The organism is Streptomyces sp. NBC_00289, from assembly GCF_041435115.1.
Classification (GTDB): Bacteria; Actinomycetota; Actinomycetes; order Streptomycetales; family Streptomycetaceae; genus Streptomyces.
Genome location: NZ_CP108046.1, coordinates 8372730 through 8394604, shown reverse-complemented (window position 1 = coordinate 8394604; position 21875 = coordinate 8372730). Strand labels below are relative to the sequence as shown.

Sequence of the window (21875 nt, the reverse complement as noted above, 5' to 3'; positions counted from 1 at the left end):
TATGCACTAGTGCAATGGAGTACGCAATGCAGGAGACCGAGCGGCCGACGTCGCAGCCCACCGTCTACACGCCGACCGACCGCACCGTCCCCACCCGGTCCCCCGACCGGGCCTCCTACGACAGGGAGCTGGTGCACTCCATACTCGACGCGGCCTACGTCTGCCACCTGGGGTTCGTCCGGGACGGCGCTCCGGTCGTCCTGCCCACGCTCTACGGCCGGGTCGGCGACCGGCTCTACGTCCACGGCTCGACGGGCTCGCGGCCGCTGCGGATGACCGGACAGGCGGACCCCGGCCTGCCGGTGTGCCTCACGGTCACGCACGTCGACGCGCTGATCCTGGCCCGCTCGGCCTTCCACCACTCGATCAACTACCGGTCCGTGGTCGTGCACGGCGTCGCGCACGACGTGACGGACCCCGAGGAGAAGCGGCTGGCCCTGGACGCGCTGGTCGACCACGTCGTACCGGGCCGGTCCTCCGACTCCCGGCCGGCCAACAAGAAGGAGCTGGCCGCCACCGCCGTCATCCGCCTCGACCTCGACGAGGTCTCCGCCAAGCTCCGCACGGGCGGCGTCAACGACGAACCCGAGGACCTCGCCCTCCCCCACTGGGCCGGCGTCGTCCCGCTGCGCAAGGGGTACGAGGCGCCCGTCGCCGACGCCGACCTGGCCCCCGGCACCGAGCTCCCCGCGAACATCAGGGCCCTCTGATGCTGATCCATCCCTGGGACGCGCCCCACGACGACACCGAGTGGCAGCGGTGGCTCGCCACCCACGACTTCGGGCAGCTCGCGGTGAACGGCCCGCCGGGCGAGCCGCCGCAGGTCCAGCCCCTGCACTTCGCCTACGACGCCGAGCGGGCCGAGGTCGTCACGCATCTCGCGCGCCCCAACCCCCTGTGGCCCGCCCTTGAGGCGAACCCGGACGTCCTGCTGAGCGTGGTGGACGACTACGCGTTCGTCCCCGGACCGTGGCAGGCCGCCCCCGAGGAAGCACCCGAACACGGCACACCCACCAGCCTGTACGCCGCCGTGCAACTGCGGTGCCGGGCCCGGGTCGTCGACGACCCGGCCGAGAAGGCCGAGCTGCTCAACCGGCAGGTCGGTCACTTCCAGCCGGAGGGCGGCTCGGCACGGGCGGCGGTGGGCGAGGAGCCGTACGGCCGACTGCTGCCCGGTATCCGCGGTCTGCGGCTCGACGTGGTGGGCGTGCGGGCGAAGTTCAAGTACGCGGGCAAGAAGCCCGACGCTGTACAGGACCGCATCGCCGCCGGACTGGCCGACCGCTCCGCCCCGGGCGACACGGCGGCACGCGCACACCTGCTGCGCAGACGCGGAGCCTGACAGGCGACGGGACCCTCCCGAGCACGTCCCGCCCGACACGACTCAGGCCCCCGGACGGACCCGGCGCCACCCGGACCAAAGCCGGCCCGGGCGACGCGGCTACGCGCGCACATCCGCTGCGCAGGCGCAGGGCCTGACAGGCGACGGGACCCTTCCGCGAAGGTCCCGCCCGGAGTGACCCGGTGCCGCTCGGGGTTCCCGATGCCGCCCGGCCGCACCCGGCGCAGCCCGGACCCGCACCCCGCACACGGGCCGAGTTTCGCCGACGGCCGTCAGCCCGTCGGCGCCGGAACCGGTTCCTCCGCTCCCGCGCCCCGCGCCTTCGCCCCCGCGCCTCGCGCCTCGGCCACCGCGAGCGCGGCGACCGAACCCAGCATCAGCGCCGTGCCGGCCAGCGTGGCCGCGGTGAGCCGCTCGCCGAGCACGGCGACGGCCAGCACCGCCGCGCTGACCGGCTCGAGCAGCATGATCACGGACACGGTGGCGGACCGGACGACGGCCGCGCCCGCGAAGTACAGGGCGTAGGCGAGGGCCGTGGGAACGGCCGCGACGAAGGCCAGGAGCCACAGGACGCGCACCGGGTCGGCGCTGTGCGGCACCAGCCCCTCGGCCAGCGCGAACGGCAGCAGGCACAGGCTCGTCACCGCGAACGCGGCCACCGACGTACCGGCGGCGTCCGTCCCGCCGTCGCGGCCCCATCGTCGGGTGAGCAGCGTCATCACGCTGTATCCGGCCGCGGACACCAGCGCCAGCAGCACACCCGACGGGCGTACGTCCGCCTCCCCGCCGCCGAGGACCAGCACCCCGAGACCGACGAGCGCCCCGGCGACGGCGGCGGCACCCGCCCCGCCGAGGCGCTCCCCCAGGGTCAGCCGTGCGCCGAGCGCGATGAGCACGGGCCCGGCGCCGAGCGTGACGACGGTCGCCACGGCGAGTCCGGTGGCCTCGACGGCCGCGAAGTAGCTCGTCTGGAAGACGGCGAGGGCCAGCCCCGTCATCCCCGCCCGCAGGACCCCGCGGCCGCGCGGCCCCGCCACGGCGGGCCGGGTGCGCGGGCGCAGCAGGCGGGCGGCGGACAGCAGGACCAGTCCGGCCGCGCAGCGCCAGAAGGAAAGGGTGACGGCCCCCATGTCACTGGCCCGGTAGACCAGGGAGGCGGCCGCGCCCGCGGTGCCCCAGGCGACACCGGCGACGATCAGATAGAGCAGGCCTCGCCCGACGGGCAGGCCGACAGCGTTGTTCGACACGTGTTCTCTCCGCAGTTGCGCACAGGGCGCGAAGTTCGGGAAGGGACCACCGCATCGCGGGGTCCGCGGACTTCGTCTGCGGGCAGCACCGTTCGGCCCGACGACACGCGCCGGGCGGCCTTACCGGAGGGCCCGCCTCAAGCGGCCGGAGGCGGAAGTACGAGCGCGCGCGAATGCATGATCCGCAGTGTAGACGGTGCCGAACGGTTCCCGGCCGGGCGGCCGACGGGACGGTCGGACCCGGCCTGGACCGCAACGCCTGGGCCGCCGGCCCTCGACCGCCGAACCCGGCCCGCCTGACCTAGGCCGCAGTCCCGCGGGCCGACAACTCGCGTTCCTCCTCCTTGCCCGCGGCCGGTTCGGCCGGGTTGCCGCCGGGCGCCGACGTCTGGGCGATGAACGCGCCGGCCAGGACCACCGCGCCGCCGACGATCTGCGGCGCCGAGAGGTGCTCGCCGAGCAGGACCCAGGCGAGGACGGTGGCGATGACCGCTTCGAGGCAGGCCACGACGCCCGCGACCTGCGGGGAGAGCCGGCGCACCGACAGCACGCCGGTGACGTAGGCGAGGACCGTGGCGATCAGCACGATCCAGGCCAGCAGCAGACCGGCCGCGACGGGGGTGCCGTTCATCTCCGCCGAGCGGCCGAGCACCGACCAGTCCATGGTCCAGGGGCGGGCGACGACGGTCAGTACGGCGGTCCCGACCAGCAGGCCGTACGCGATCACGCCGAGCGGGTCGGGAGCCCGGTCGCCGGATGCGCTGCCCTGGTCGGAGAGGACGAAGTAGCCGACCTGGCAGCAGGCGGCGCCGAGCGCGAGGAGGAGACCGAGGGCGTCGAAGCTCAGGCCCGACCAGACCTCGACGACACAGGCGAGTCCGCCGACCGCGAGGACCACTCCGAGCGCGGCGGCGCGCGTCACCGGCCGCCGCTGCACGAAGCGCACCCAGCCGAGGACGAGGGCGGGCGCCAGGTACTCGACGAGCAGCGCGACCCCGACGGGAATGCGGCTGATCGCGGCGAAGTAGCAGGCCTGGACACCGGCGACGGCGAGCAGCCCGAATCCGGCGAGCAGGGCCGGGCGGCCGCGCAGCAACGCGCGGTGGCGTACGGCGACCGGCAGCATCACCAGGGCCGCGCCGGTCACCCGCAGCCACACCACGTGGAGCGGGTCGAGGCCCGCCTCGATCAGCGGCTTGGCCGCGACACCGGAGCCGCCGAAGGCGAGCGCGGACACCAGGGCGAGGCCGAGCCCGAAACCTCGTGTGCGGTCGCCCCGACCGCTTTCAGACGTGTGCACCGGCCCATGATGACAGGGCACGACATGAGCGTCACCCCGGTTGACTCCTGTCTCACTGCCTGGACGGCGGCCGGGAATCTCATCGGCTGGCGGCAGCCGGAGAGCGGTGACCCTTCAGCGGCCGGGTTCGCCGCCTCCGGCGTACTCGTCTCAGCGGCCGGACTCGCCGCCTCCGGCGTACTCGTCGAGTTCCTCGGGGTTCCCCTCGATCCGGGCGGACAGTTCGGCGGCGTCGATCCCGGCGCGGGCCAGTACCTCGACGGCGCGGGCCTGGTGATCCACGACGATCGCCGCGAGCAGGTCGACACCCCTGGCCGGTCCGCCGCCCCGTCCGGCGGCCCGTGCGCAGGCGCGTTCCAGGGCGCCGGCGGCCAGTGGTGAGAATCCGGCGAGGTCCGTCACGACGGGCAGGCCGCCGGAGTCCTCCACGGTGCCGTGCCAGCGCAGGCCGTAGCCGATGCTGCGCTGCACGAGGTAGCCGAGCAGACGGGCCACCTGCGGTCCCTCACCGAAGGCCTCCCGCACTTCGGGGTCGGACTCGAGCAGCGAGTGCAGCAGGTGGGCCGTGTCGATCTGCGCGTCCCCGTCCCGGACCGCCCGCCGGCGCGCGCCGGAGAACACCGCTGCCAGTTCCGCGCTGAGCCTGGCATCGTTGTCACGGTGGTCGGAGTGGTCCGAGCGCCGGCTGTCCGGCCCGTGGGCCGACTGCCGGGGGATACGGGAGTGCACACCCCTACCCCATCAGCCGCCGCCCATCCGGTCATCCCCGGGGGGAAGCATCTTCGCCTCCCACGCAGAGTGGACCGCGGTGGCCGGAATCTCCTCCCTACGGATGAGATCAGGCCGTTTTCCCCCGAGGCCGCACCGCGCCGACCTGCCGAGCCGCGTGGCACTGTCATGAGGGCGGCCTGCCCCTCGATCGTGCCCGCTCGTGGCTCTCCACACTTCCTGACGGTTCATCAGTATTGAATGTTCGGGGCCTTGAGACTACGTTCCGCGACACCGTAGCCCGACACGAAGAGGTGGTCGCATGGCCGAAGTCAGCGCGGAGGCACGCATCCAGGCCCCCGCCGAGAAGGTGTGGGCGCAGCTCACGGACTGGTCCGCCTACGGCGAGTGGAACGCGACCCACACCAGCTTCCCGAAGGGCGGCCCGACGACCCTGGAAGTGGGCGCGACCTTCCAGGAGAACATGAAGCTGATGGGCTTCCCGGCGGAGGTCGAGTGGACCGTCGAGGAGCTGGAGCCGGCCCGGGTGCTCGCCATCCGCGGCAAGGGCCCGATGGCCGTGTCCGTCGCCACGCGCTACACCCTGACACCGGACGGCGACGCCACGCTGGTACGCATCGACGGCGAGTTCACCGGTGCCGCCGTGTCGCTGATGGCGGGCAAGCTCAAGGACTCGGGAACGGCCGCCCTGAACGAGTCGTTGCGCAAGCTGGCCGGACTGGTGTCCTGACAGCGGCGGCCCTGCCGTACGCCACCCCCACGCACACGCGAAGGCGCCCCGCGGATCGCTCCGCGGGGCGCCCTTCACCGGCCCATCGGCCGTCAGTCCTCGTCGGCGAGGATCAGGTACAGCTTCTTGCGGGCCTCGTTGATGACGGTCAGCGCCTTCTCCCGCTGCTCCTTGCTGCCGGTCTTCCAGACCTGGCCGAAGGCCTCCATCAGACCGAAGCCGGCCTGCCGGATCTCACCGAGGGCCTCCCAGTCGACGCCGCGTGAGGCTTCCTCCCACGGCGCGTCGGGCCCCTCCTCGGCCGCCGTACGGCCGGAGTCGGTGAGCGAGAAAAGCTTCTTGCCGCCCTCACTCGCGCTGATGATCAGCCCCTCGTCCTCCAGCAACTGGAGGGTGGGGTACACCGAACCGGGGCTGGGCTTCCACGCCCCGCCGCTGCGCTCGGCGATCTCCTGGATCATCTCGTAACCGTGCATGGGCCGGTCTTTGAGCAGGGCCAGGATCGAGGCCCGTACATCGCCTCGCCGCGCCCGTCCCCTCGGTCCACCGCGCCCCCTTGGGCCCCATGGGCCCGGACCGAAGCCCGGTCCGCCGAAACCGGGGCCGCCGGGGCCACCCGGCCCGAAGGGCCCGAAGGCCGCACGCCGTCCGTCGAAGCCGTCCTGGCCACGCCGGCCCGGGCCGTCCTGTCGACGGCCGTGTCCACGCTCGAATCCGTGGCTGCGCATTGCCATCACTCCATTCCATCGTTGATCTGTCGCGATGCATCAACGATATATCGGGAGTGTTCGTAAGGCAAGCCCCTGCCCCGTGCGGGTCCCGGAAAGGGAAGGTCCGGGGCACCGCACGGAGACTTCGGCGAGGTCAGGCGGGAGTCGGGGTCCGGCTAGGCGGCCTGTGGGGCGAAGGGGACCAAATCCTGGTCGTCCGTTCCCGGTCGCACCACGCCGTAGCTGTTCTCGGGCACCTCGTTCCAGGCGCCGGGCAGGTCACCCAGGGGCTCGGAGACGAAGAGGCGGGTGTCGTCGGATATCCCCCGCAGGAACGCCACGTCCGGGTGGAGGGCCCGGAGTGTCTCCACCTTGGTGCTGTAGTAGAGCGAACGGGAGGCGCCCTGGCTGGAGTAGCGGAAGGCCCACAGGCTCTGGCCGTCGGTCACGGCCACCGTCATCTGCAGCGGGAACTCCACCCCGTGCCGGTGACCGACCTCCTCCACCAGGCCCGCCATCCGTGCCACGGCGCCCGGTGGGTCCTCTTCCAGGCCGAAGGTGAGGGCCAGGAAGAACATCATCTCCGAGTCCGTCGACCCCTCGATGTCGAGGAACAGCTCCGGGTCGACGACGAGGGCGAGGTCGCGCCGCATCCGGTGGAAGTCGGTGATCGCCCCGTTGTGCATCCACATCCAGTGACCGTGGCGGAACGGATGGCAGTTGGTCTGCTGCACGGCGGTCCCGGTCGAGGCCCGGATGTGCGCGAAGAACTGGTGCGAGCGGACGTGGTTGGCGATCTCCCGCAGGTTGCGGTTGCTCCACGCCGGGGCGGTGTCCCGGACGACCGCCGGGGTGTCGACGTCCGTCGCGTACCAGCCGACGCCGAAGCCGTCACCGTTGGTCGTCTCGACGCCCAGCTTGGAGTGCAGGCTCTGGTCGATCAGCGAGTGGGCCGGTCTGTAGAGGATGGCGTCGAGCAGGATGGGTGTTCCGGAGTAGGCAAGCCACCGGCACATCGGCTACCGCCTTCCTGGTTCGCGGGTGGGGAGGACGGGGCGGCGGGAACCGCCCCGTCCCGGTCTCGTGCGTCTGACCCGTGGGTGCCCTCAGGGGGCGGATGCGGAGGGGGCGGTGCCCGCGCGTTCCGACGGACCGGAGCCGCTCAGCACCAGTTCCTTGGCCCTGCGGAACTCGTCGTCCGAGATGTCGCCGCGGGCACGGATCTCGGACAGCCTGGCGAGTTCGTCGACGCTGCTGGTCCCTCCCTCGCCACCACCCTTGGCGGTCTCGCGGATGTAGCTGTCGAACGCCTTCTGCTGGTCTCGCGCCTGCGTCGCCTCGCGGCGGCCCATGTTCTTCCCACGTGCGATCACGTAGACGAACACGCCCAGGAAGGGCAGGACGATGACGAACACCAGCCAGCCGGCCTTGGCCCAGCCGCTCATCGTGTCGTCGCGGAAGATGTCCACGACGATCCGGAAGAGCAGGACGAACCACATGATCCACACGAAGAACAACAGCATGGACCAGAAGACGCTCAGCAGCGGATAGTCGTAGGCGAGGTACGTCTGCCCACTCATGTCTTTCCTCCGTCCCGGGCCTTCGCCCGGCAGCCGTTCGGTGACGTACTCAGCGTGCCCACGGCAAGCACCGGGCGGCTCACCCGAGACGGGTGAGAGTGCGGGCCGCCGCGGTCCGCGGCACCGCGCGTCCGGGCACGCGCGCCGCTCACGGACCCGGCCGTCCCGCTCCGCGGGCGGTCCTGTCCGGTTCGGTGGCCGCGGCGGCGAGTACCGCCACGACGGCCAGCACGATCAGGATCAGGCCGACGACGAGCACGACTCCGGCGATCGTGGGGTGGTTCCAGAGCAGGAGCGTCAGGGCGCCCGCCCCGATGGCCACCCCGGTGATCCACGGCCGGTGGGTGGTCAGCCAGCGCCCCGCGGAGCCGGTGCGCAGTCCCGCGCCGCTCAGTGTCGCGCCGGCCGCGGTGGCGCCCCGGTGGGTCACGTCCCGCGTCCAGCGGGCCACTCGTCCGGGGCCGTACAGATAGGCGGTCAGCGCCACGATCAGGAAGACGACGAGCAGGGTGCGCGTGCTGTCACGCAGGAACCGGAGGAACGTGTCGTAGATGACCGCGGCGGTGTCGGGCGGCAGTGTCGCGGACGGGACCGCGTCGAGGTAGACCCGTCGTACGACGGCCAGTGCGACGAGCAGCACCACCATCATCAGGCTGATGCCGAGAGAGGTGATCATCAGCATCAGCCGGTGCCCCGGAGCCGTCCACACGGCGAGGGCGCCGACGGCGAGTGTCACCACCGGCAGCCAGGTGCCGAGGATGTTCAGCAGGCGCATCCCGTCCTGTGCCTTGCCCAGTTCCTCGGTCCGGAACAGGGTGACCGTCCGTTCGCTGTCCGGGATGGCGGCCGCCTTGTCGAAGCCCTGGTCGACGAGGCGCTGCTTCACCTGGTCGACCACGCTTCCGATGTCGAGCTGAATGCTGTCTCCCTTGGCGCGCAGGGCGCCGTTCCCCTCACCGGTGAGCATGTTCACCACCGCCGCGTGCGCCCGCCGGTTCGAGCCCTCCCAGGCCTGCCGGAAGACATCGCTGGTGATGACCCGGTCGACGCTGCGGTGCACCACGGTCTGCACCGCGGAGCGCAGGGGAGCGTCGAGTGCCTGCGCTCCCGACACGACGCTGGGCGGAGCGCCGGCGTCCTTGAGGACCTTGGTGAGCGAGTCCGTCACGGCCGCGACGTCCACCTCTTTCACCACCCGGTTGGTCAGCCGGTCGGTCAGGGTCTTCTGCACGGCCGGGTCCGAGGCCAGGGGCGCGACGGTCTCCACGTACCGGTCGGTGTCGGAGACGATGTCGTTCACCCACACGGCGACGACGGACAGGGGTGCGAGCAGCACGGTCAGCACCAGCAGGATCCCGGCGCCCGCCCGGCGCAGTCCTCGGTGGCGTACTCCCTCGGCGTGGCGCAGCCGCTCGTACTCCGCGCGTTCCGCGGCGGTCAGGTCAGGAGCGGATTCCGCGGATCCGCCGGAGTGGGACGGTTCGGGGGCGCTGCCGGACGAGTCCATGGCTCCTCCTCGGGGTTTGTGCCGCTCCCGGCAGCGCTCGGCTGCCGTCAGGGAGGTGACGTTCGTCAGGGGTGTCGGAGCCCCCGGCGCCGCACCGGCCGGGAACTCGGGTCCTGCGGGCCGGGCCACGGAGCGGGCCGCCGGCCGGGGCGGCACGGGCGCCGGGACGGAGGCTCAGACGGCCCCGGCCGGGTCGCTCGGCTCCGTGATACGTGACCTGCGGAGGGCTGCCCGCCACGCGAAGGCGACGGCCACCTCGACCAGACCCAGCAGCACGAGCCACAGACCGAGCAGCCGGGTCAGCGCCAGGGCGGACTCGGCGGGCAGGGCGAGCACCACGATCCCGGCGAGAATGGCGATCACCGCGGCGCCGAGGACGAAGCCGCGGTGGGGCAGGTCCTTGGCGGCGATGGCCGTGTAGAGGGTGAGGATGCCGGACACCAGCCAGACGATCCCGACGATCAGCGAGAGCGCGGCGATCGTCTGCAGCGGGTTGCGCAGGCACAGCACTCCGGCCAGGACGTACAGCACCGCGAGGAGCAGACCCGCCAGCCGCTCGCCGTGTTCGTCGCGGTCGAAGGTGGCGACGAACCGGAACGCCCCGCTCACCAGCAGGTAGAGGCCGATGACGATCGCCAGCACGTTGAGGGTCTCGTCAGGCCAGACCAGGACCAGGATGCCGGGGACGAGCGTGGTGATCGCCGAAGCGAGGATCCACGTCCAGGACCGCCCGAGTTTCGCCAGCACGTCGGCGGGGTCCTCCATCGCTGCGGGGACCGCCCCGTCGGGCCTGTGTTCCGATCCGGTACGCGGTGTCGGACCACGCGACACGGTCATGGCTCCTCCTCGCGAGATCCGACGGGTCGCTTCCGGACCGCCGACGGGGCGGTGTGCGGTGACCTCACCGGGTCAGCGTCCCGCCCGCCGGCTGCCCGCGGATCACCCCCGGCGGGTGATCCGCGCACACCGCCGAGGCGATGAAGTGAAATGCCCGGAGCCACGCGCCCGTGTGCGACGAAAACGGGCAAAGATACGCCTATGGACGATCCAGCGGCTTCCGGGAAGGAGCCCGCCCGGTCCGGGCGGGCTCCTTCCCGGAAACAACCCGACCGGCGCGCGGCGGCCCTGGCCCTCGCGCGTGCCGTGGGCATCACGGTGGGCCTGCTCACCGCGTACTACCTGCTGCCGTTCGACGAACGCGGCACGGGCAACACCTCGCTCCTGCTCACGATCGGCCTGGTGGCGGTGTTCCTCGTCTTCGGGTGGGAGGTCCGGGCCATCGTGCAGTCGCCGCACCCCCGGCTGAAGGCCGTCGAGGCCCTGGTCGCGACGCTGGTGATGTATCTGGTGCTCTTCGCGAGCGGCTACTACCTGATGGAGCGATCCACGCCCGGGTCCTTCAGCGAACCGCTCACCCGAACGGACGCCCTGTACTTCACCCTGACCACGTTCTCCACCGTCGGGTACGGCGACATCACCGCCCGTTCGCAGACCGGGCGGGTGGCGACGATGCTGCAGATGGTCGGCGGACTGATGCTCGTGGGCGTCGCCGCACGGATCCTCGCGGGTGCCGTCCAGGCGGGTCTTCGCCGACAGGGCCGGGAGCCGCCGCAGCTGTAGGACTTCGGTGAACCCCGGCCGAGCCGGAACCCACTGTCACCACCCCGCGGCACTTCCGGCACATCACTCCGGCAGCTGGCGCATCTCCAGGACCCGCAGACCCAGCGACCGGCAGCGGGCCAGCAGCCCGTACAGGTGCGCCTCGTCGATCACTGGTCCGAACAGGACGGTCTGCCCGGACATCACCACGTGCTCGAGTTCCGGGAAGGCACTGGTCAGCGTCTCCGACATGTGTCCGTCGACGCGGATCTCATAGCGCATCAGCTGCTCTCCCCCGGTGGCCTGGGACAGGCGGGCCGCGCCCTTCGTCTGCCCTTCGATCGTCCGTCCCGTCGGGCGGGACGGCCTCACCCCGCGAAGGTGATACTCGCCCGGACACGCTTCCCAACCTGCGTCAATGCGTGAGGAACAGCTTGAAGGCGATGATCAGGAGCCCGAGCAGGAGATTCACCGAGACCGCGGTGGCCACCAGGCGCCAGGACGCGCCCGCTTGCCGTGCCGCGGCCGCCGACCAGCCCACCTGCCCGGCCACGGCCACGGCGAGCGCCAGCCACAGGGCACCCTCCACGTCGAGGCCCAGCGCCGGACTGACGGCCACGGCGATCGCCGGCGGGCCGGCGGCCTCGACGATCGGCCATTCCTCCCGGCAGACACGCAGCACGATCCGGCGGTTCAGGTCTCGCTGGGCCAGGCGCGCGCCGAACAACTGGGCGTGCACATGCGCGATCCAGAAGGCCACGCCGGTGAGTACCAGCAGCAGCACGAGTTCCAGAACCGGGAACGAGCCCAGGGTGCCGGCGCCCAGGATCACGGAGGAGGCGATCATGGAACCGTAGACGCCACCGGTGTAGTCGGTGCCGGCCCGGCGCTCGGCGCTGTCGGCCGCACCGGTTGTCCTCTGTCCGGTCGCGGGCATCGCGGCCTCCCTTCGGGGTCGGGGCACCGGGGCCGCGCGGACTCAGCGCGCCCGGTCGAGCGCGTCGGCGGAAGCGGTGATGTCGGGTCGCCTGCTGCGGCTCGCCCCGCCGGTGGGCAGGTGACGTGTGACGAGGAAGCCGGCGAGGGTGATGCCTCCGGTGGCGAGAATCGCCGCCTTCAGGCCCTGCAGCTGTGCCGACACGTAGGAGTCCCCGACGGCGTCGACCTCGGCCGGCGGCAGCCCGGCGCGCTCCGCCGCCGAGCGCACCTCGCAGGTGGGAGCGGAGCTGATCCCTGCCTCCAGCGCGACACCGGTCGGCCCCTGGGCTTCCTCCGACAGCCGCGGGTTGTCCTCCACCTGTGAGGTGAAGCCGTTCGCCGGCGCGCCGATGAGGATCGATCCGATGAGCGCGGAGCCGAGGTTCCGGGCCGTGAACCGCGGCCCGCCGGTGGTGACCTCGGTGTCGAAGTCCTCGACCGGCCGGCTGACGGACACGTTCATGACCGACGTGGCCGGGACCATCAGGAACCGGGCCGTACCCAGGAGGATCAGAGCCCGCCAGTGCTTCACGGTGCCACCTCGCCGAGTCGGCCCGGGACGCCGGCGCAGTCCGCCGGGCAGCTTCCGGTGCCTCCCCGGTCGCCACCTCCATCGCAGCCGACGGTGCCGCCGGGCGCCTCACCCGCAATGGGCGAGGTCGGGCCCGCGGCCTCGGCCGCCTTAGGGGTGGCTGTGCGGGTGCGCGTCGGGATTCCTGCGCAAGACGCCCTCCGGGTGGCTCCCGGCGGTGTCGGGAAATCGGTCCAGCGCGCCGGAATTGGCCTTGGTCAGGCAGGCCACGCAGCCTCTAGCTTCGTTGTCATGCGTATCCGAATCGTCGACGCCTTCACCGACCGTCCCTTCGCCGGCAACCCGGCCGGGGTGCTGCTTCTGGACGCCTTCCCGGACGACGGCCGGCTCCAGCGGGTGGCCCTGGAGGTCAACCACGCCGAGACCGCCTTCGCCCATCGGTTGCCCGAGGGCGGGGCGGCGGACTGGGCGCTGCGCTGGTTCACCCCCGCGGCCGAGGTCGCCATGTGCGGACACGCGACGCTCGCCACCGCCCACGTCCTGCACACCACCGGCGCCCACGAGGGTCCGGTACGGTTCGCCACCCGCAGCGGCGTCCTGGTCGCGACGCCCCACGAGGACGGTTCGATCACCCTGGACTTCCCGACGGCCCCGCTCACCCCCGTCGACGTCCCGGACGGGGTGGCCGAGGCCCTGGGCGCCGCACCGCGCACCGCTCTGGACACGGGGCCGAACGTCGGCGATCTGCTGCTGGAGCTCGCCGACGAGAAGACCGTCCTCGCCCTCTCCCCCGACCACAAGGCTTTGGCCGCCTACTCCGAGCGGGGCGTCATCGCGACCGCCCGCGCCGAGGACCCGGGCCGGGGATACGACTTCGTCTCCCGCTGCTTCTTCCCGAACGTCGGCATCGACGAGGACCCGGTCACCGGCAGCGCCCACACCGCCCTCGCCCCCTTCTGGTCCGAACGCCTCGGCCGCACCCGCCTCACCGGCCTGCAGGCCTCCCCGCGCTCCGGCCGTGTCCGTACGGAGCTGCGCGGCGACCGCACCCTCCTCACCGGCCACGCGGTGACGGTGATCGACGGGGAGCTGCTGGCCTGACGGCGCGGGCGAAGCGCCGTACGGCCGGACCGGGGGCGGGGAAGAGCACCACAGGGGCGTACGGGACGGCGTGCGCCCCTGGGCCGGCCGCTCAGGCCGTCGGCAGCCAGCCCACCTTCCCGGCCAGCAGCGCGTAGCCGACGAACGCCCCGATGTCGAGCAGGGAATGCGCCACCACCAAGGGGCCCACCCGGCCCCAGCGGCGGTACAGGTACACGAAGACCACGCCCATGGCCATGTTGCCGAGGAAGCCACCGATGCCCTGGTAGAGGTGGTAGGAGCCGCGCAGTACGGAACTGGCCACCAGGGCGGTGCCCGGGGTCCAGCCCAACTGGCCGAGCCGGCGCAGCAGATAACCGACCACGATGACCTCTTCGAGGATCGCGTTCTGCAATGCCGCGAGGATCAGCACCGGGAACTTCCACCACACGTCGGGCAGCGCCTCCGGCACCACCGTGAGGTTGAAGCCCAGCCCGCGCGCGGCCAGGTAGAACGCGATGCCGGTGCTGCCGATCACGGCCGCCACGCCTGCCCCGCGGCCGAGGTCGGGCCAGGGACGGGTGCGGTCGAAGCCGAGCGTGCGCAGGCCCTGCCCCTCCCGCAGCAGGAAGTGGGCGACCAGGGCGACGGGCACCAGCGCCGAGGCGATCCCGAACAGCTGCCAGGCGAGATCCAGCCAGGGACGGCCGGGCGCGGCCGAGCCGACGAGGGTGGTCGCCTGGTTCTTGAGACCCCCCGGTTTCGTGACCGATCCGACAAAGCTGATCAGGGCGGACACACCACTCGCACCGAGCGAGAGCGCCAGAACGAGCAGTGTCTCGTCACGGAGAATTCGTCGTGAGGGCCCCTCCTGCGGAAAAGAATCGGCCACCGGGCCCGCCTCCGCCTGCACACCTGCCTCCAGTTGAGTATTCCTGCCTCATCCCCACCAAGGCCCCGCTAGGGTCTCGAAAGAAGTTACGAAAATCGTGCGTGACAGGCCGTTGGGGGACGGACGCCGTACGGGGCGTACCTCCCCCTTTCGCATGCCGTACGGCCGTCCTGCGGCACGAGGTTCGACAGGGAGGGGCATCACCGCCATGGGACGTCACAGCTTGCCCGATCAGTATGGGGCGGGCGGCAGCGACCCCCGCGTACGCGCGCGCCGCCGCACGGTGGCCGTCGCCACGGTCCTCGTGCTCACCGTCGCCGGCGGCGCTGCCGCCGCGGTGCGGAGTGGACTGCTCTCCTTCGGTTCCTCCTGCCAGGACGACCCGGTACGGCTGAGGCTGGCCGCCTCCCCGGACCTCGCGCCCGCCCTGTCGGCCGCGGCCCGGCAGGCCCGCGCGGCGAACATCACCTCCGACGGACAGTGCGTCGCCGTGACGGTGACCGCACGCGACTCGTACAAGGTCGCCGACGCCCTCATGGCGGGGAAGCGGTCCGACGTGCAGATGTGGGTGCCGGACTCGGACGTGTGGGTCCAGCGGGTCACGGCGAACCGGACCGCGACACAGGTCACCTCGGCGGGCCACGTCGCCTCCACCCCGGTCGGGGTGGCCATGGTCCCCGCGGCCGCGAAGTCGCTGGGGTGGCCGAAGAAGACGTACAGCTGGATCGAACTGGCCGGAGCCACCCTGCGGGACGACTCCCTCAAGCTGGGCGCGGCAGACCCCGCGCGCAGTGCGACCGGGCTCCTCGCGCTCACCCGGCTGAGCACCGCCGCCGCCGGCCTCAAGGACGGCGACACGCAGGCCGCGGCCATGATGAAGACGCTCTCGCAGCGCACCTCCGACACCGACGGCCAGGTTCTCGACACCCTGCCCCGCGACTCCTCGGGCACCGAGCGGGGCAACCCGAAACGCAACCAGGCCCTGGTCCTCACCGAGCAGTCGGCGTTCACGCACAACGCGTCGGCCGACGGCGCGGGCGACCTGGACATGTTCTATCCGAAGGACGGGTCGCCGCGGCTCGACTACCCGTACACACTGGTCGACCAGTCGCACCTGTCGACCGACCAGAGCCGGGCCGCGATCCGCTTCATGACGTATCTGCGCCAGCCCGCGCAGCGCAGGCTCCTGGAGAAGCTCGGGTTCCGGACCGGCGACGAGGCCCCCGCCGCGGTGGTCGCCAGGGCCGGTGGCAGCAGTCCGCAGCCGTACGGGGAGTCGGCCCCGCAGCCGGCCTCCGAGACGGCCGTCGAGGAGGCGCTCGGCATGTGGACGATCACGGTGCAGAGCGCCCGGATCACCACCGTCGTGGACGCCTCCTCGTCCATGTCGGAACCGGTGCGGGACACCGGCCGTTCACGGATGGACGTCACCAGGACCTCCCTGCTCCAGGCGCTCGCCACGTTCACGCCCGAGGACGAGATCGGTCTGTGGAAGTTCTCCACGAAGCTGGACGGCGACAAGGACTACCGCGTCCTCGTGCCGACCGAACGGCTCGGCGACCGCGTCGGCAACGGCACCCAGCGCGACCGGCTGTCGGCGGCGTTCAGCGGTCTGGAACCCGTCCCCAACGGCGCGACCGGCCTGTACGACACCACGCTCGCCGCGTACAAGGCGGCGACCTCCTCCTACGCCAAGGGCAAGTTCAACGCCCTGGTCGTGCTGACGGACGGGGTGAACCAGGATCCCGGCAGCATCTCGCGCGGCGACCTCGTCGAAAAACTGCAGGCACTCACCAACCCCGAGCGCCCGGTCCCGCTGATCGTGATAGCCGTAGGCCCGGACGCCGACCGGCAGGAGGCCGAGCAGATCGCCAGGGCCACCGGCGGCTCGGGCCACGAGGTCAGCGATCCCTCGCAGATCCACTCGGTGATCCTGAAGGCCATCGTGGCGGCGGGAGCACAGGGCGAGCAGGGCTGACCCCGCGGTTCACCCCAGCGGCGCCGGCTCCCGCAGCCCCACGGGCCAGGTGTGCACGGGCTCCCCCACATGCATCAGCTCGCGATAGCGCCGTGTCGTGGCGGCCAGCGCCTCGTCCCGCGACAGGCCCCCCTCCAGCGCCCGGTGGAACGTCGCCGCCTGCCAGGTCGCCCCGTTGGTCCGGCGCCGGCAACGCTCCTCGATCACGCCGAGGTACAGGTCACGGTCGGCGGGCTCGACCCCCCACGCGTCGAGACCGGCCGCGGCCAGCGGCAGCAGTTCGTCGCGTACGAGGCTGACGGCGTCGTACTCGGCCGTGCCGCCGTACCGGCCGCGCCGGGGCCAGGTCAGTCGGGCGTCGATGCCGTGCCGGCACGCTTCGTCGAAGTTGGCCGCGGCGGCCTCGAACGGCAGCCTGCTCCACACCGGGCGCGACTCCTCGGCGAGGGCACGGACGAGGCCGTAGTAGAAGGCCGCGTTGGCGATGACGTCGGTGATGGTGGGGCCGGCGGGCAGCACGCGGTTCTCGACGCGCAGGTGGGGGACGCCGTCCGCGATGCCGTAGACGGGTCGGTTCCAGCGGTAGATGGTGCCGTTGTGCAGGACGAGTTCGGAGAGATTCGGGACACCGCCGCCGTCCAGCACCGCGAGCGGGTCCTCGTCGTCACAGATCGGCAGGAGGGCCGGGAAGTAGCGGAGGTTCTCCTCGAACAGGTCGTACGCCGAGGTGATCCACCGCTCTCCGAACCAGGTGCGCGGCCGTACGCCCTGGGCCTGGAGCTCGGGCGGCCGGGTGTCGGTGGACTGCTGGAACAGCGGGGGCCTCGACTCGCGCCACAGTTCCCGGCCGAACAGGAAGGGGGAGTTGGCGCCGACGGCGACCTGGGCGGCGGCGACGGCCTGTGCGGCGTTCCAGACGGCGGCGAAGCGGCCGGGCGTGACCTGCAGGTGCAGCTGCACGGAGGTGCAGGCGGCCTCCGGCGCGATGGACTTCGAGGTGCAGGTGAGGTGCTCCACACCGTCGATGTCGAGCACGAAGTCCTCGCCCCTGGCGGCCACGATCTGTTCGTTGAGCAGGGCGTAGCGGTCGACGTCGGAGAGGTTGGAGGACACCAGGTCGTCACGGTCGAGGGTCGGCAGGATGCCGATCATCACGATTCCCGCGTCGACTTCCCCCGCCTTCCGGTCGGCATATGCCAGAGAGGTTCGGAGTTCCTCGGCTAGTTGGTCGAATACACGGCCCCCCAATCGATGTGGGGCTATGTTGACTTCCAGGTTGAACATGGCGAGTTCTGTTTGGAAATCTCGACTTGCGATGCGTTCCAGAACCTGCCCGTTGAGCATTTTCGGCATGCCGTCTTCGCCCGTGAGATTCAATTCGATCTCCAGCCCCATGAGGTTCTGTGGGCGATCGAACCGCTTCTCGGCCAGGAGTCGCTCCAGCCCCGTCAGGTTGTGCCGGAGCTTGTCGCGGTAGCGCTGGCGATCGGACAGGTCGAACGGCCCTGCCACGACCTTCTCGCCCATCGAAGGGTCCTCCTTGGTGCGGGCGGGCCGAGGATCCGGCCGCCGGTGTGCGGGTCACGTGGGATGATGCCCCGCGAAAGCGATCGATAACGTCCCAGGCCGCTCCGGTGCCCGGTAGTCTGTCGGAGGTGACCGGCGGCACATTCACCGGGCATGCGGCAGAACGCAGTTTCGGGCACTCCGGATGACTCGTGAAAAACGCCGACGAGAATGGGCCGACCGCCTGCCCGGCATTCCCCGAGGTCAACGGCGTACCGCCGTCCGGGAAACGGGATGATTCCCGCGGATCGCCGACCGAATAGACCCTTGCTTCACGCAGCGGAAACAGCTAGCCGAAACACTGCGTGAACATATGTCGTATAAACTCCGCGAACAAGGCAGAAGGCCGGCGCCCGCGGTCCTTGTCCTGCCGTCCTGATGACGCGCCACACGGCAGGGCACACTCACACCACGCGTATACCGACCAGGGCACCCGTCTCTCTGTCCCCGTGTGCTGACAGCGCCGTCCGCCCCCGCCCTCGCGCCCTTGTGCCTGCCGAATGAGAGGCGACCCACCATGCCGCTGCATGTCCCTCCGGCCCCCGCGCCCGCCCTTCGCTCCGTCCTCACCGCGCTGGCCTCCCCCACCGCGGTCCGCGAGGCCCGAACTCCCTCCTTGCTGCGCGCTCAGGGGCCCACCACACCCGAACTGCCTCTACCGGTACACGTGCTGGAGCAGATCACCCCGGCGGGAGTGCCGGCGACCCGGCTGGCCGGGTGGCGTTTCCTGATCCGCTGCGGGGACCGTGCGGTGGCCGCGGCCGAGACCATGCTGACCCCTGACGGCTGGGCGTTCTCACGCTTCTTCGAGGGTCCGTACATCGCCTCCACCGAACTCGCGCTGCGCCAGGCGGAGACCGTGCAGCAGCACTACCAGCCCCGCCTGCTGTCGGTCCCCGGCCTGTACATGCTCACCCTCTGGTTGCACGGCGACCACACCGCGGACGGCGCCACCGGCCACCCCGCCGACACCGACCTGCTGATCCCGCTGGCACCGGCACCGCCAGGCATCGCCGCCCACCGTCCGCACCGGGTGGCCGACCTGCTCCCGGTCCTGACCCACCGGGTGACTCCGGCGCCACTGCTCTCGTCCCCCGCCTGACACTTCACCGCGCGACGGCCTCTCGTACCCCGCTCCGGAATTCCGGCCGGCGGGGTACGACGCTGTGCGCACACGTGAATCCGCCTGACGTACCGAACTCCCTTCTGCTCGTACGAGCATTGAATAGCTCGTCCGAGCCGATAAGGCCCTGGACTGTGCCGACCAGCCCTGTTCGGCCCCCGAACACCACCGGGAGTGACAGTCCGGTCGCAATGAACCATCAATGCGGGTGTCGCGTCATCAACCTGTGAGAAGAGGTGCTGCGAAATACCTGCGGATTGACGTCCATGGGGCAACACTGGGTCCGGAAGGACTAAACACAACGGGGGGCGGCCATGAACAACGCTTCACGCCGCACGACAGACACCACAGCCATCTCACACTTCACGACAGAGCGAAAGATCCCATCCATGTGCCAGCACCAGCCACCGTGTCCGACAGCCGGCTCCGCCGACCGGGAATCCGCGCGCCTCACGGCGCACCACCCGGAGCAGGGATGGAGCCTGCTGTGCAACGGCGTTCTGCTCTTCGAGGACACCGGTGAGCTCCTGCCCGACGGCCGCATCATCGCGCCGCACCGCCCGATGGGCGCCGTGATGACAGCCGCCTGAGCGGGCCGGGCGGTCCACCGACCGCCCGGAGACCTGAGGGGCCGGATCGCAGCGACCGACTGCGCGCCGGCCCCGACACACGTTCCGGCACCGTCACTGCGTGTAGTCCTCCGTGTGAGATGCCCGGAGCGGGCGTGGGCCCTTCCCACAGCCACCCGTTTCCCGGAAGACTTCTGGAAGTTTCGCAGGGCACGTCGACGGAGGTGGGTAGTGGCAGCACGCGAGGCCGAGGCCGAACCGGCACCCGGGGCCCGGGGCAGGATCACGATCACGGAGATCGCCCGTCGGGCCGGGGTGTCGGTGCCGACCGTCTCCCGGGTCGTCAACGGCCGGTCGGACGTGTCGCCGCAGACCCGGGCCCGCGTCGAGGACCTGCTGCGACAGCACGGCCACCGCAAACGCGTCGCCGCCTCCGGCACCCGTGCCGCCCTGATCGACCTGGTCTTCAACGACCTCGACAGCCCCTGGGCGGTGGAGATCATCCGGGGCGTGGAGGAGGTCGCCCACACGGCCGGCGTCGGCACCGTGGTATCGGCGCTGCACGGACGTTCGGGCGACGCCCGGGAGTGGATGCGCAACCTGCGTGCCCGTGCCTCCGGCGGGGTCGTCCTGGTCACCTCCGCCCTGGAGCCGGTCCTGCACGAGGAACTGCGCGCCCTCGGCGTCCCCCTGGTGGTGGTCGACCCGGCGGGCTCCCCCGCCATCGACGCACCCACCGTCGGAGCGGCCAACTGGTCCGGCGGTCTCGCGGCCACCGGGCACCTGCTGTCCCTGGGCCACCGCAGGATCGGCCTGATCGCCGGGCCGCCCCGGCTGCTGTGCTCACGGGCCCGCTTCGACGGCTACCGCGCGGCCCTGGAGAACGCCGGTCTCGCCGTCGACGAGACCCTCGTCGTGCCCGGGGACTTCCGCCCCGAGTCCGGTTTCGCCGGCTGCAACGCCCTTCTCGACCTGCCCGAGCCGCCGACCGCCGTGTTCGCGGCCAGTGACCAGATGGCACTGGGCGCGATCGAGGCGCTGCGGCGGCGCGGACTCAGGGTGCCGGAGGACATGAGCGTGGTCGGCTTCGACGACCTTCCGGAAGTCCGCTGGTCGGCGCCGCCCCTCACGACGGTCCGTCAGCCCCTCGCCGAGATGGGCAAACTCGCCGCCCGTACGGTGTTGCGCCTGACCCGCGGCGAGCAGCCGGACTCGCCGCGGGTGGAGCTGGGCACGGAACTGGTGGTGCGGGCCAGCACCGCGCCCCCGGCCCGGCACGGCTGACTACCTGCCGCCCAGGGCCTCCTGGATCGCGAAGTACGCCGGCTTCGGGGCCAGTTGCTCGTCCCACGGAAGGGCCGCGCCCTGGCCGGGGAAGAACGCCGGGATCCACGAGTACTTGTCGGTGTAGTCCCACACCGTGATGCCCACGCACCGCCGCACCGCGAGGCACGCCTTCGTCATGTCGGCGTACCACTGCGCCTGGGTGGCGAGCTTCGCCTCGTCCGCGGGCAGCAGCATCCGCACGTCGACCTCGGTGAGCGCGGTGTCGAGGCCGAGCCGGGAGAAGCGCCGGAGGTTGTCCTCCAGGGTGGTCGGATAGCCGTACTGGAGGGCGAGGTGAGCCTGCAGGCCGATGCCGTCGAGCGGGACACCCCGCGCCTTCAGGTCCTTGGCCAGCGCGAAGTAGGCGTCGCTCTTCGGGCCGACGGCCTCGATGTTGTAGTCGTTGAGGTACAGCTTGGCGTGCGGGTCGGCCTGGTGGGCCCAGCGCAGCGCGTCGGCGATGTAGTCCGGGCCGAGCGTCCGGTAGAAGACGGTGTCCCGGTAGGTGCCGTCCTCGTTGAACGCCTCGTTGACGACGTCCCAGGAGTAGACCTTGCCCCGGTAGTGGCGGGCCTCCGCGAAGATGTGCTTCTTCAAGACGGCCCGCAACTCGCCCGCCGTCCACTCGCGGTCGGTGAGCCAGCCGGGCAGCTGGCTGTGCCAGACCAGGGTGTGGGCGCGGACCCGCTGGTGGTTCTTCCGGGCGAGGTTCACGATCTCGTCGCCCTGCGACCAGTCGAAGACGCCCTGTCGGGGCTCGGTGGCGTACCACTTCATCCCGTTGCCCGGGGTGATCATGTCGAACTCGCTGCCGAGCAGCGCCGTGTACGCGCTGTCGGTGAGTTCGGGGTTGTCGGTGGCGCTGCCGAAGTACCGGCCGTGGCGTTCGGCGAGGTCGGCGAGGGTGGCCGGCTTTCCGTGGCCCTCGCCGGCCTGGGCCGCCGGGCCGGCGGCGACGCCGACGGCGACCAGGGCGGCGGCGAGTGCGCCGGCGAGTCTGAGCCGGGTGCGGGAACGGGTGCCTGTGCGGGTGGTGACGTGCATGGTGCGACTCCTCACGGTGCGGTGGTGTGGGTGAGCCGTACGC

General features: G+C 71.6%; 23 protein-coding genes. 9 read left to right on the top strand and 14 right to left on the bottom strand.

Features of this window, described 5'->3' with window-relative positions; all coding sequences use genetic code 11:
• Window positions 1-26: 26 nt before the first annotated feature.
• Both OG985_RS37995 and OG985_RS37990 read left to right on the top strand, forming a co-directional pair.
• Window positions 27-710 (top strand): pyridoxamine 5'-phosphate oxidase family protein, encoded by a 684-nt coding sequence (locus OG985_RS37995; RefSeq protein WP_371672906.1) that lies wholly within the window; start codon window positions 27-29, stop codon window positions 708-710.
• A complete protein-coding gene (locus OG985_RS37990) occupies window positions 710-1342 on the top strand; it encodes an FMN-binding negative transcriptional regulator (RefSeq protein ID WP_371672905.1) in 633 nt (210 codons plus the stop codon). The genes OG985_RS37995 and OG985_RS37990 overlap by 1 nt, the downstream gene beginning before the upstream one ends.
• A 272-nt stretch (window positions 1343-1614) precedes the next feature.
• Here the strand turns inward: OG985_RS37990 and OG985_RS37985 are convergent, their stop codons facing one another.
• From OG985_RS37985 to OG985_RS37975, 3 genes are all read right to left on the bottom strand, one after another.
• Complete coding sequence (locus OG985_RS37985; protein ID WP_371672904.1) at window positions 1615-2589, bottom strand: DMT family transporter; 975 nt, start codon at window positions 2587-2589, stop codon at window positions 1615-1617.
• 301 nt (window positions 2590-2890) lie between these two features.
• On the bottom strand, window positions 2891-3889 hold the full coding sequence (locus OG985_RS37980; protein ID WP_371672903.1) for a DMT family transporter: 999 nt from the start codon (window positions 3887-3889) through the stop codon (window positions 2891-2893).
• 150 nt (window positions 3890-4039) lie between these two features.
• Window positions 4040-4618, bottom strand: coding sequence for a Clp protease N-terminal domain-containing protein (locus OG985_RS37975; RefSeq protein ID WP_371672902.1), 579 nt, complete (start codon window positions 4616-4618; stop codon window positions 4040-4042).
• A gap of 301 nt (window positions 4619-4919) precedes the next feature.
• On the opposite strand from OG985_RS37975, the gene OG985_RS37970 reads away from it, so the two are divergent.
• Window positions 4920-5348: an SRPBCC family protein gene (locus tag OG985_RS37970; protein ID WP_371672901.1), complete on the top strand. Its 429-nt coding sequence runs from the start codon at window positions 4920-4922 to the stop codon at window positions 5346-5348.
• 92 nt (window positions 5349-5440) lie between these two features.
• Here OG985_RS37970 and OG985_RS37965 read toward each other — a convergent pair whose 3' ends face one another.
• The 5 genes from OG985_RS37965 to OG985_RS37945 all read right to left on the bottom strand — a co-directional run bounded on the left by OG985_RS37965 (window position 5441) and on the right by OG985_RS37945 (window position 9982).
• Window positions 5441-6076, bottom strand: coding sequence for a PadR family transcriptional regulator (locus OG985_RS37965; protein ID WP_371672900.1), 636 nt, complete (start codon window positions 6074-6076; stop codon window positions 5441-5443).
• A gap of 158 nt (window positions 6077-6234) precedes the next feature.
• Window positions 6235-7074, bottom strand: coding sequence for a class II glutamine amidotransferase (locus OG985_RS37960; RefSeq protein ID WP_371672899.1), 840 nt, complete (start codon window positions 7072-7074; stop codon window positions 6235-6237).
• Window positions 7075-7164: 90 nt separating this feature from the next.
• Complete coding sequence (locus tag OG985_RS37955) at window positions 7165-7638, bottom strand: SHOCT domain-containing protein (RefSeq protein ID WP_371672898.1); 474 nt, start codon at window positions 7636-7638, stop codon at window positions 7165-7167.
• Window positions 7639-7786: 148 nt separating this feature from the next.
• Window positions 7787-9145 (bottom strand): hypothetical protein, encoded by a 1359-nt coding sequence (locus OG985_RS37950; protein ID WP_371672897.1) that lies wholly within the window; start codon window positions 9143-9145, stop codon window positions 7787-7789.
• A 174-nt stretch (window positions 9146-9319) separates the two neighbouring features.
• Window positions 9320-9982: an HdeD family acid-resistance protein gene (locus tag OG985_RS37945; RefSeq protein ID WP_371672896.1), complete on the bottom strand. Its 663-nt coding sequence runs from the start codon at window positions 9980-9982 to the stop codon at window positions 9320-9322.
• Between the two features lie 201 nt (window positions 9983-10183).
• Between OG985_RS37945 and OG985_RS37940 the strand changes: the two genes are divergently transcribed.
• Window positions 10184-10765, top strand: a complete 582-nt coding sequence (locus tag OG985_RS37940; protein WP_371672895.1) for a potassium channel family protein — start codon at window positions 10184-10186, stop codon at window positions 10763-10765.
• 63 nt (window positions 10766-10828) lie between these two features.
• On the opposite strand, the gene OG985_RS37935 is transcribed toward OG985_RS37940, so the two are convergent.
• The 3 genes from OG985_RS37935 to OG985_RS37925 all read right to left on the bottom strand — a co-directional run bounded on the left by OG985_RS37935 (window position 10829) and on the right by OG985_RS37925 (window position 12254).
• The gene (locus tag OG985_RS37935) at window positions 10829-11026 is read right to left on the bottom strand and encodes a hypothetical protein (protein WP_371674609.1); all 198 of its coding nucleotides are present in this window, start codon (window positions 11024-11026) and stop codon (window positions 10829-10831) included.
• Between the two features lie 133 nt (window positions 11027-11159).
• Entirely contained in the window at window positions 11160-11681 is a 522-nt protein-coding gene (locus OG985_RS37930) for a hypothetical protein (RefSeq protein WP_371672894.1), read from the bottom strand.
• Between the two features lie 42 nt (window positions 11682-11723).
• Window positions 11724-12254, bottom strand: a complete 531-nt coding sequence (locus OG985_RS37925) for a hypothetical protein (protein ID WP_371672893.1) — start codon at window positions 12252-12254, stop codon at window positions 11724-11726.
• A gap of 291 nt (window positions 12255-12545) precedes the next feature.
• Here OG985_RS37925 and OG985_RS37920 point away from each other — a divergent pair, with 291 nt between their 5' ends.
• On the top strand, window positions 12546-13355 hold the full coding sequence (locus OG985_RS37920; RefSeq protein WP_371672892.1) for a PhzF family phenazine biosynthesis protein: 810 nt from the start codon (window positions 12546-12548) through the stop codon (window positions 13353-13355).
• A 91-nt stretch (window positions 13356-13446) separates the two neighbouring features.
• On the opposite strand, the gene OG985_RS37915 is transcribed toward OG985_RS37920, so the two are convergent.
• Window positions 13447-14247 carry a CPBP family intramembrane glutamic endopeptidase gene (locus OG985_RS37915; RefSeq protein ID WP_371672891.1) on the bottom strand — a complete coding sequence of 267 codons (801 nt, stop codon included), beginning with the start codon at window positions 14245-14247 and terminating at the stop codon, window positions 13447-13449.
• A gap of 187 nt (window positions 14248-14434) precedes the next feature.
• Between OG985_RS37915 and OG985_RS37910 the strand changes: the two genes are divergently transcribed.
• The gene (locus tag OG985_RS37910; RefSeq protein WP_371672890.1) at window positions 14435-16204 is read left to right on the top strand and encodes a substrate-binding and VWA domain-containing protein; all 1770 of its coding nucleotides are present in this window, start codon (window positions 14435-14437) and stop codon (window positions 16202-16204) included.
• 9 nt (window positions 16205-16213) lie between these two features.
• Here OG985_RS37910 and OG985_RS37905 read toward each other — a convergent pair whose 3' ends face one another.
• Complete coding sequence (locus tag OG985_RS37905; protein ID WP_371672889.1) at window positions 16214-17731, bottom strand: glutamate--cysteine ligase; 1518 nt, start codon at window positions 17729-17731, stop codon at window positions 16214-16216.
• A gap of 556 nt (window positions 17732-18287) precedes the next feature.
• Here OG985_RS37905 and OG985_RS37900 point away from each other — a divergent pair.
• The 3 genes from OG985_RS37900 to OG985_RS37890 all read left to right on the top strand — a co-directional run bounded on the left by OG985_RS37900 (window position 18288) and on the right by OG985_RS37890 (window position 20746).
• Window positions 18288-18872 carry a hypothetical protein gene (locus OG985_RS37900; RefSeq protein WP_371672888.1) on the top strand — a complete coding sequence of 195 codons (585 nt, stop codon included), beginning with the start codon at window positions 18288-18290 and terminating at the stop codon, window positions 18870-18872.
• Window positions 18873-19282: 410 nt separating this feature from the next.
• Window positions 19283-19483, top strand: a complete 201-nt coding sequence (locus tag OG985_RS37895; RefSeq protein WP_371672887.1) for a DUF5999 family protein — start codon at window positions 19283-19285, stop codon at window positions 19481-19483.
• Between the two features lie 210 nt (window positions 19484-19693).
• Window positions 19694-20746, top strand: coding sequence for a LacI family DNA-binding transcriptional regulator (locus OG985_RS37890; protein WP_371672886.1), 1053 nt, complete (start codon window positions 19694-19696; stop codon window positions 20744-20746).
• On the opposite strand, the gene OG985_RS37885 is transcribed toward OG985_RS37890, so the two are convergent.
• Window positions 20747-21832: an endo-1,4-beta-xylanase gene (locus tag OG985_RS37885; RefSeq protein WP_371672885.1), complete on the bottom strand. Its 1086-nt coding sequence runs from the start codon at window positions 21830-21832 to the stop codon at window positions 20747-20749. It abuts the gene before it with no gap.
• Between the last annotated feature and the right edge of the window lie 43 nt (window positions 21833-21875).

Coding starts and splice junctions, on each gene's coding strand:
- OG985_RS37995 (WP_371672906.1), top strand. CDS start 27: ATGCAGGAGACCGAGCGGCCGACGTCGCAGCCCACCGTCTACACGCCG.
- OG985_RS37990 (WP_371672905.1), top strand. CDS start 710: ATGCTGATCCATCCCTGGGACGCGCCCCACGACGACACCGAGTGGCAG.
- OG985_RS37970 (WP_371672901.1), top strand. CDS start 4,920: ATGGCCGAAGTCAGCGCGGAGGCACGCATCCAGGCCCCCGCCGAGAAG.
- OG985_RS37965 (WP_371672900.1), bottom strand. CDS start 6,076: ATGCGCAGCCACGGATTCGAGCGTGGACACGGCCGTCGACAGGACGGC.
- OG985_RS37960 (WP_371672899.1), bottom strand. CDS start 7,074: ATGTGCCGGTGGCTTGCCTACTCCGGAACACCCATCCTGCTCGACGCC.
- OG985_RS37955 (WP_371672898.1), bottom strand. CDS start 7,638: ATGAGTGGGCAGACGTACCTCGCCTACGACTATCCGCTGCTGAGCGTC.
- OG985_RS37950 (WP_371672897.1), bottom strand. CDS start 9,145: ATGGACTCGTCCGGCAGCGCCCCCGAACCGTCCCACTCCGGCGGATCC.
- OG985_RS37945 (WP_371672896.1), bottom strand. CDS start 9,982: ATGACCGTGTCGCGTGGTCCGACACCGCGTACCGGATCGGAACACAGG.
- OG985_RS37940 (WP_371672895.1), top strand. CDS start 10,184: ATGGACGATCCAGCGGCTTCCGGGAAGGAGCCCGCCCGGTCCGGGCGG.
- OG985_RS37935 (WP_371674609.1), bottom strand. CDS start 11,026: ATGCGCTATGAGATCCGCGTCGACGGACACATGTCGGAGACGCTGACC.
- OG985_RS37930 (WP_371672894.1), bottom strand. CDS start 11,681: ATGCCCGCGACCGGACAGAGGACAACCGGTGCGGCCGACAGCGCCGAG.
- OG985_RS37920 (WP_371672892.1), top strand. CDS start 12,546: ATGCGTATCCGAATCGTCGACGCCTTCACCGACCGTCCCTTCGCCGGC.
- OG985_RS37910 (WP_371672890.1), top strand. CDS start 14,435: ATGGGACGTCACAGCTTGCCCGATCAGTATGGGGCGGGCGGCAGCGAC.
- OG985_RS37905 (WP_371672889.1), bottom strand. CDS start 17,731: ATGGGCGAGAAGGTCGTGGCAGGGCCGTTCGACCTGTCCGATCGCCAG.
- OG985_RS37900 (WP_371672888.1), top strand. CDS start 18,288: ATGCCGCTGCATGTCCCTCCGGCCCCCGCGCCCGCCCTTCGCTCCGTC.
- OG985_RS37895 (WP_371672887.1), top strand. CDS start 19,283: ATGTGCCAGCACCAGCCACCGTGTCCGACAGCCGGCTCCGCCGACCGG.
- OG985_RS37885 (WP_371672885.1), bottom strand. CDS start 21,832: ATGCACGTCACCACCCGCACAGGCACCCGTTCCCGCACCCGGCTCAGA.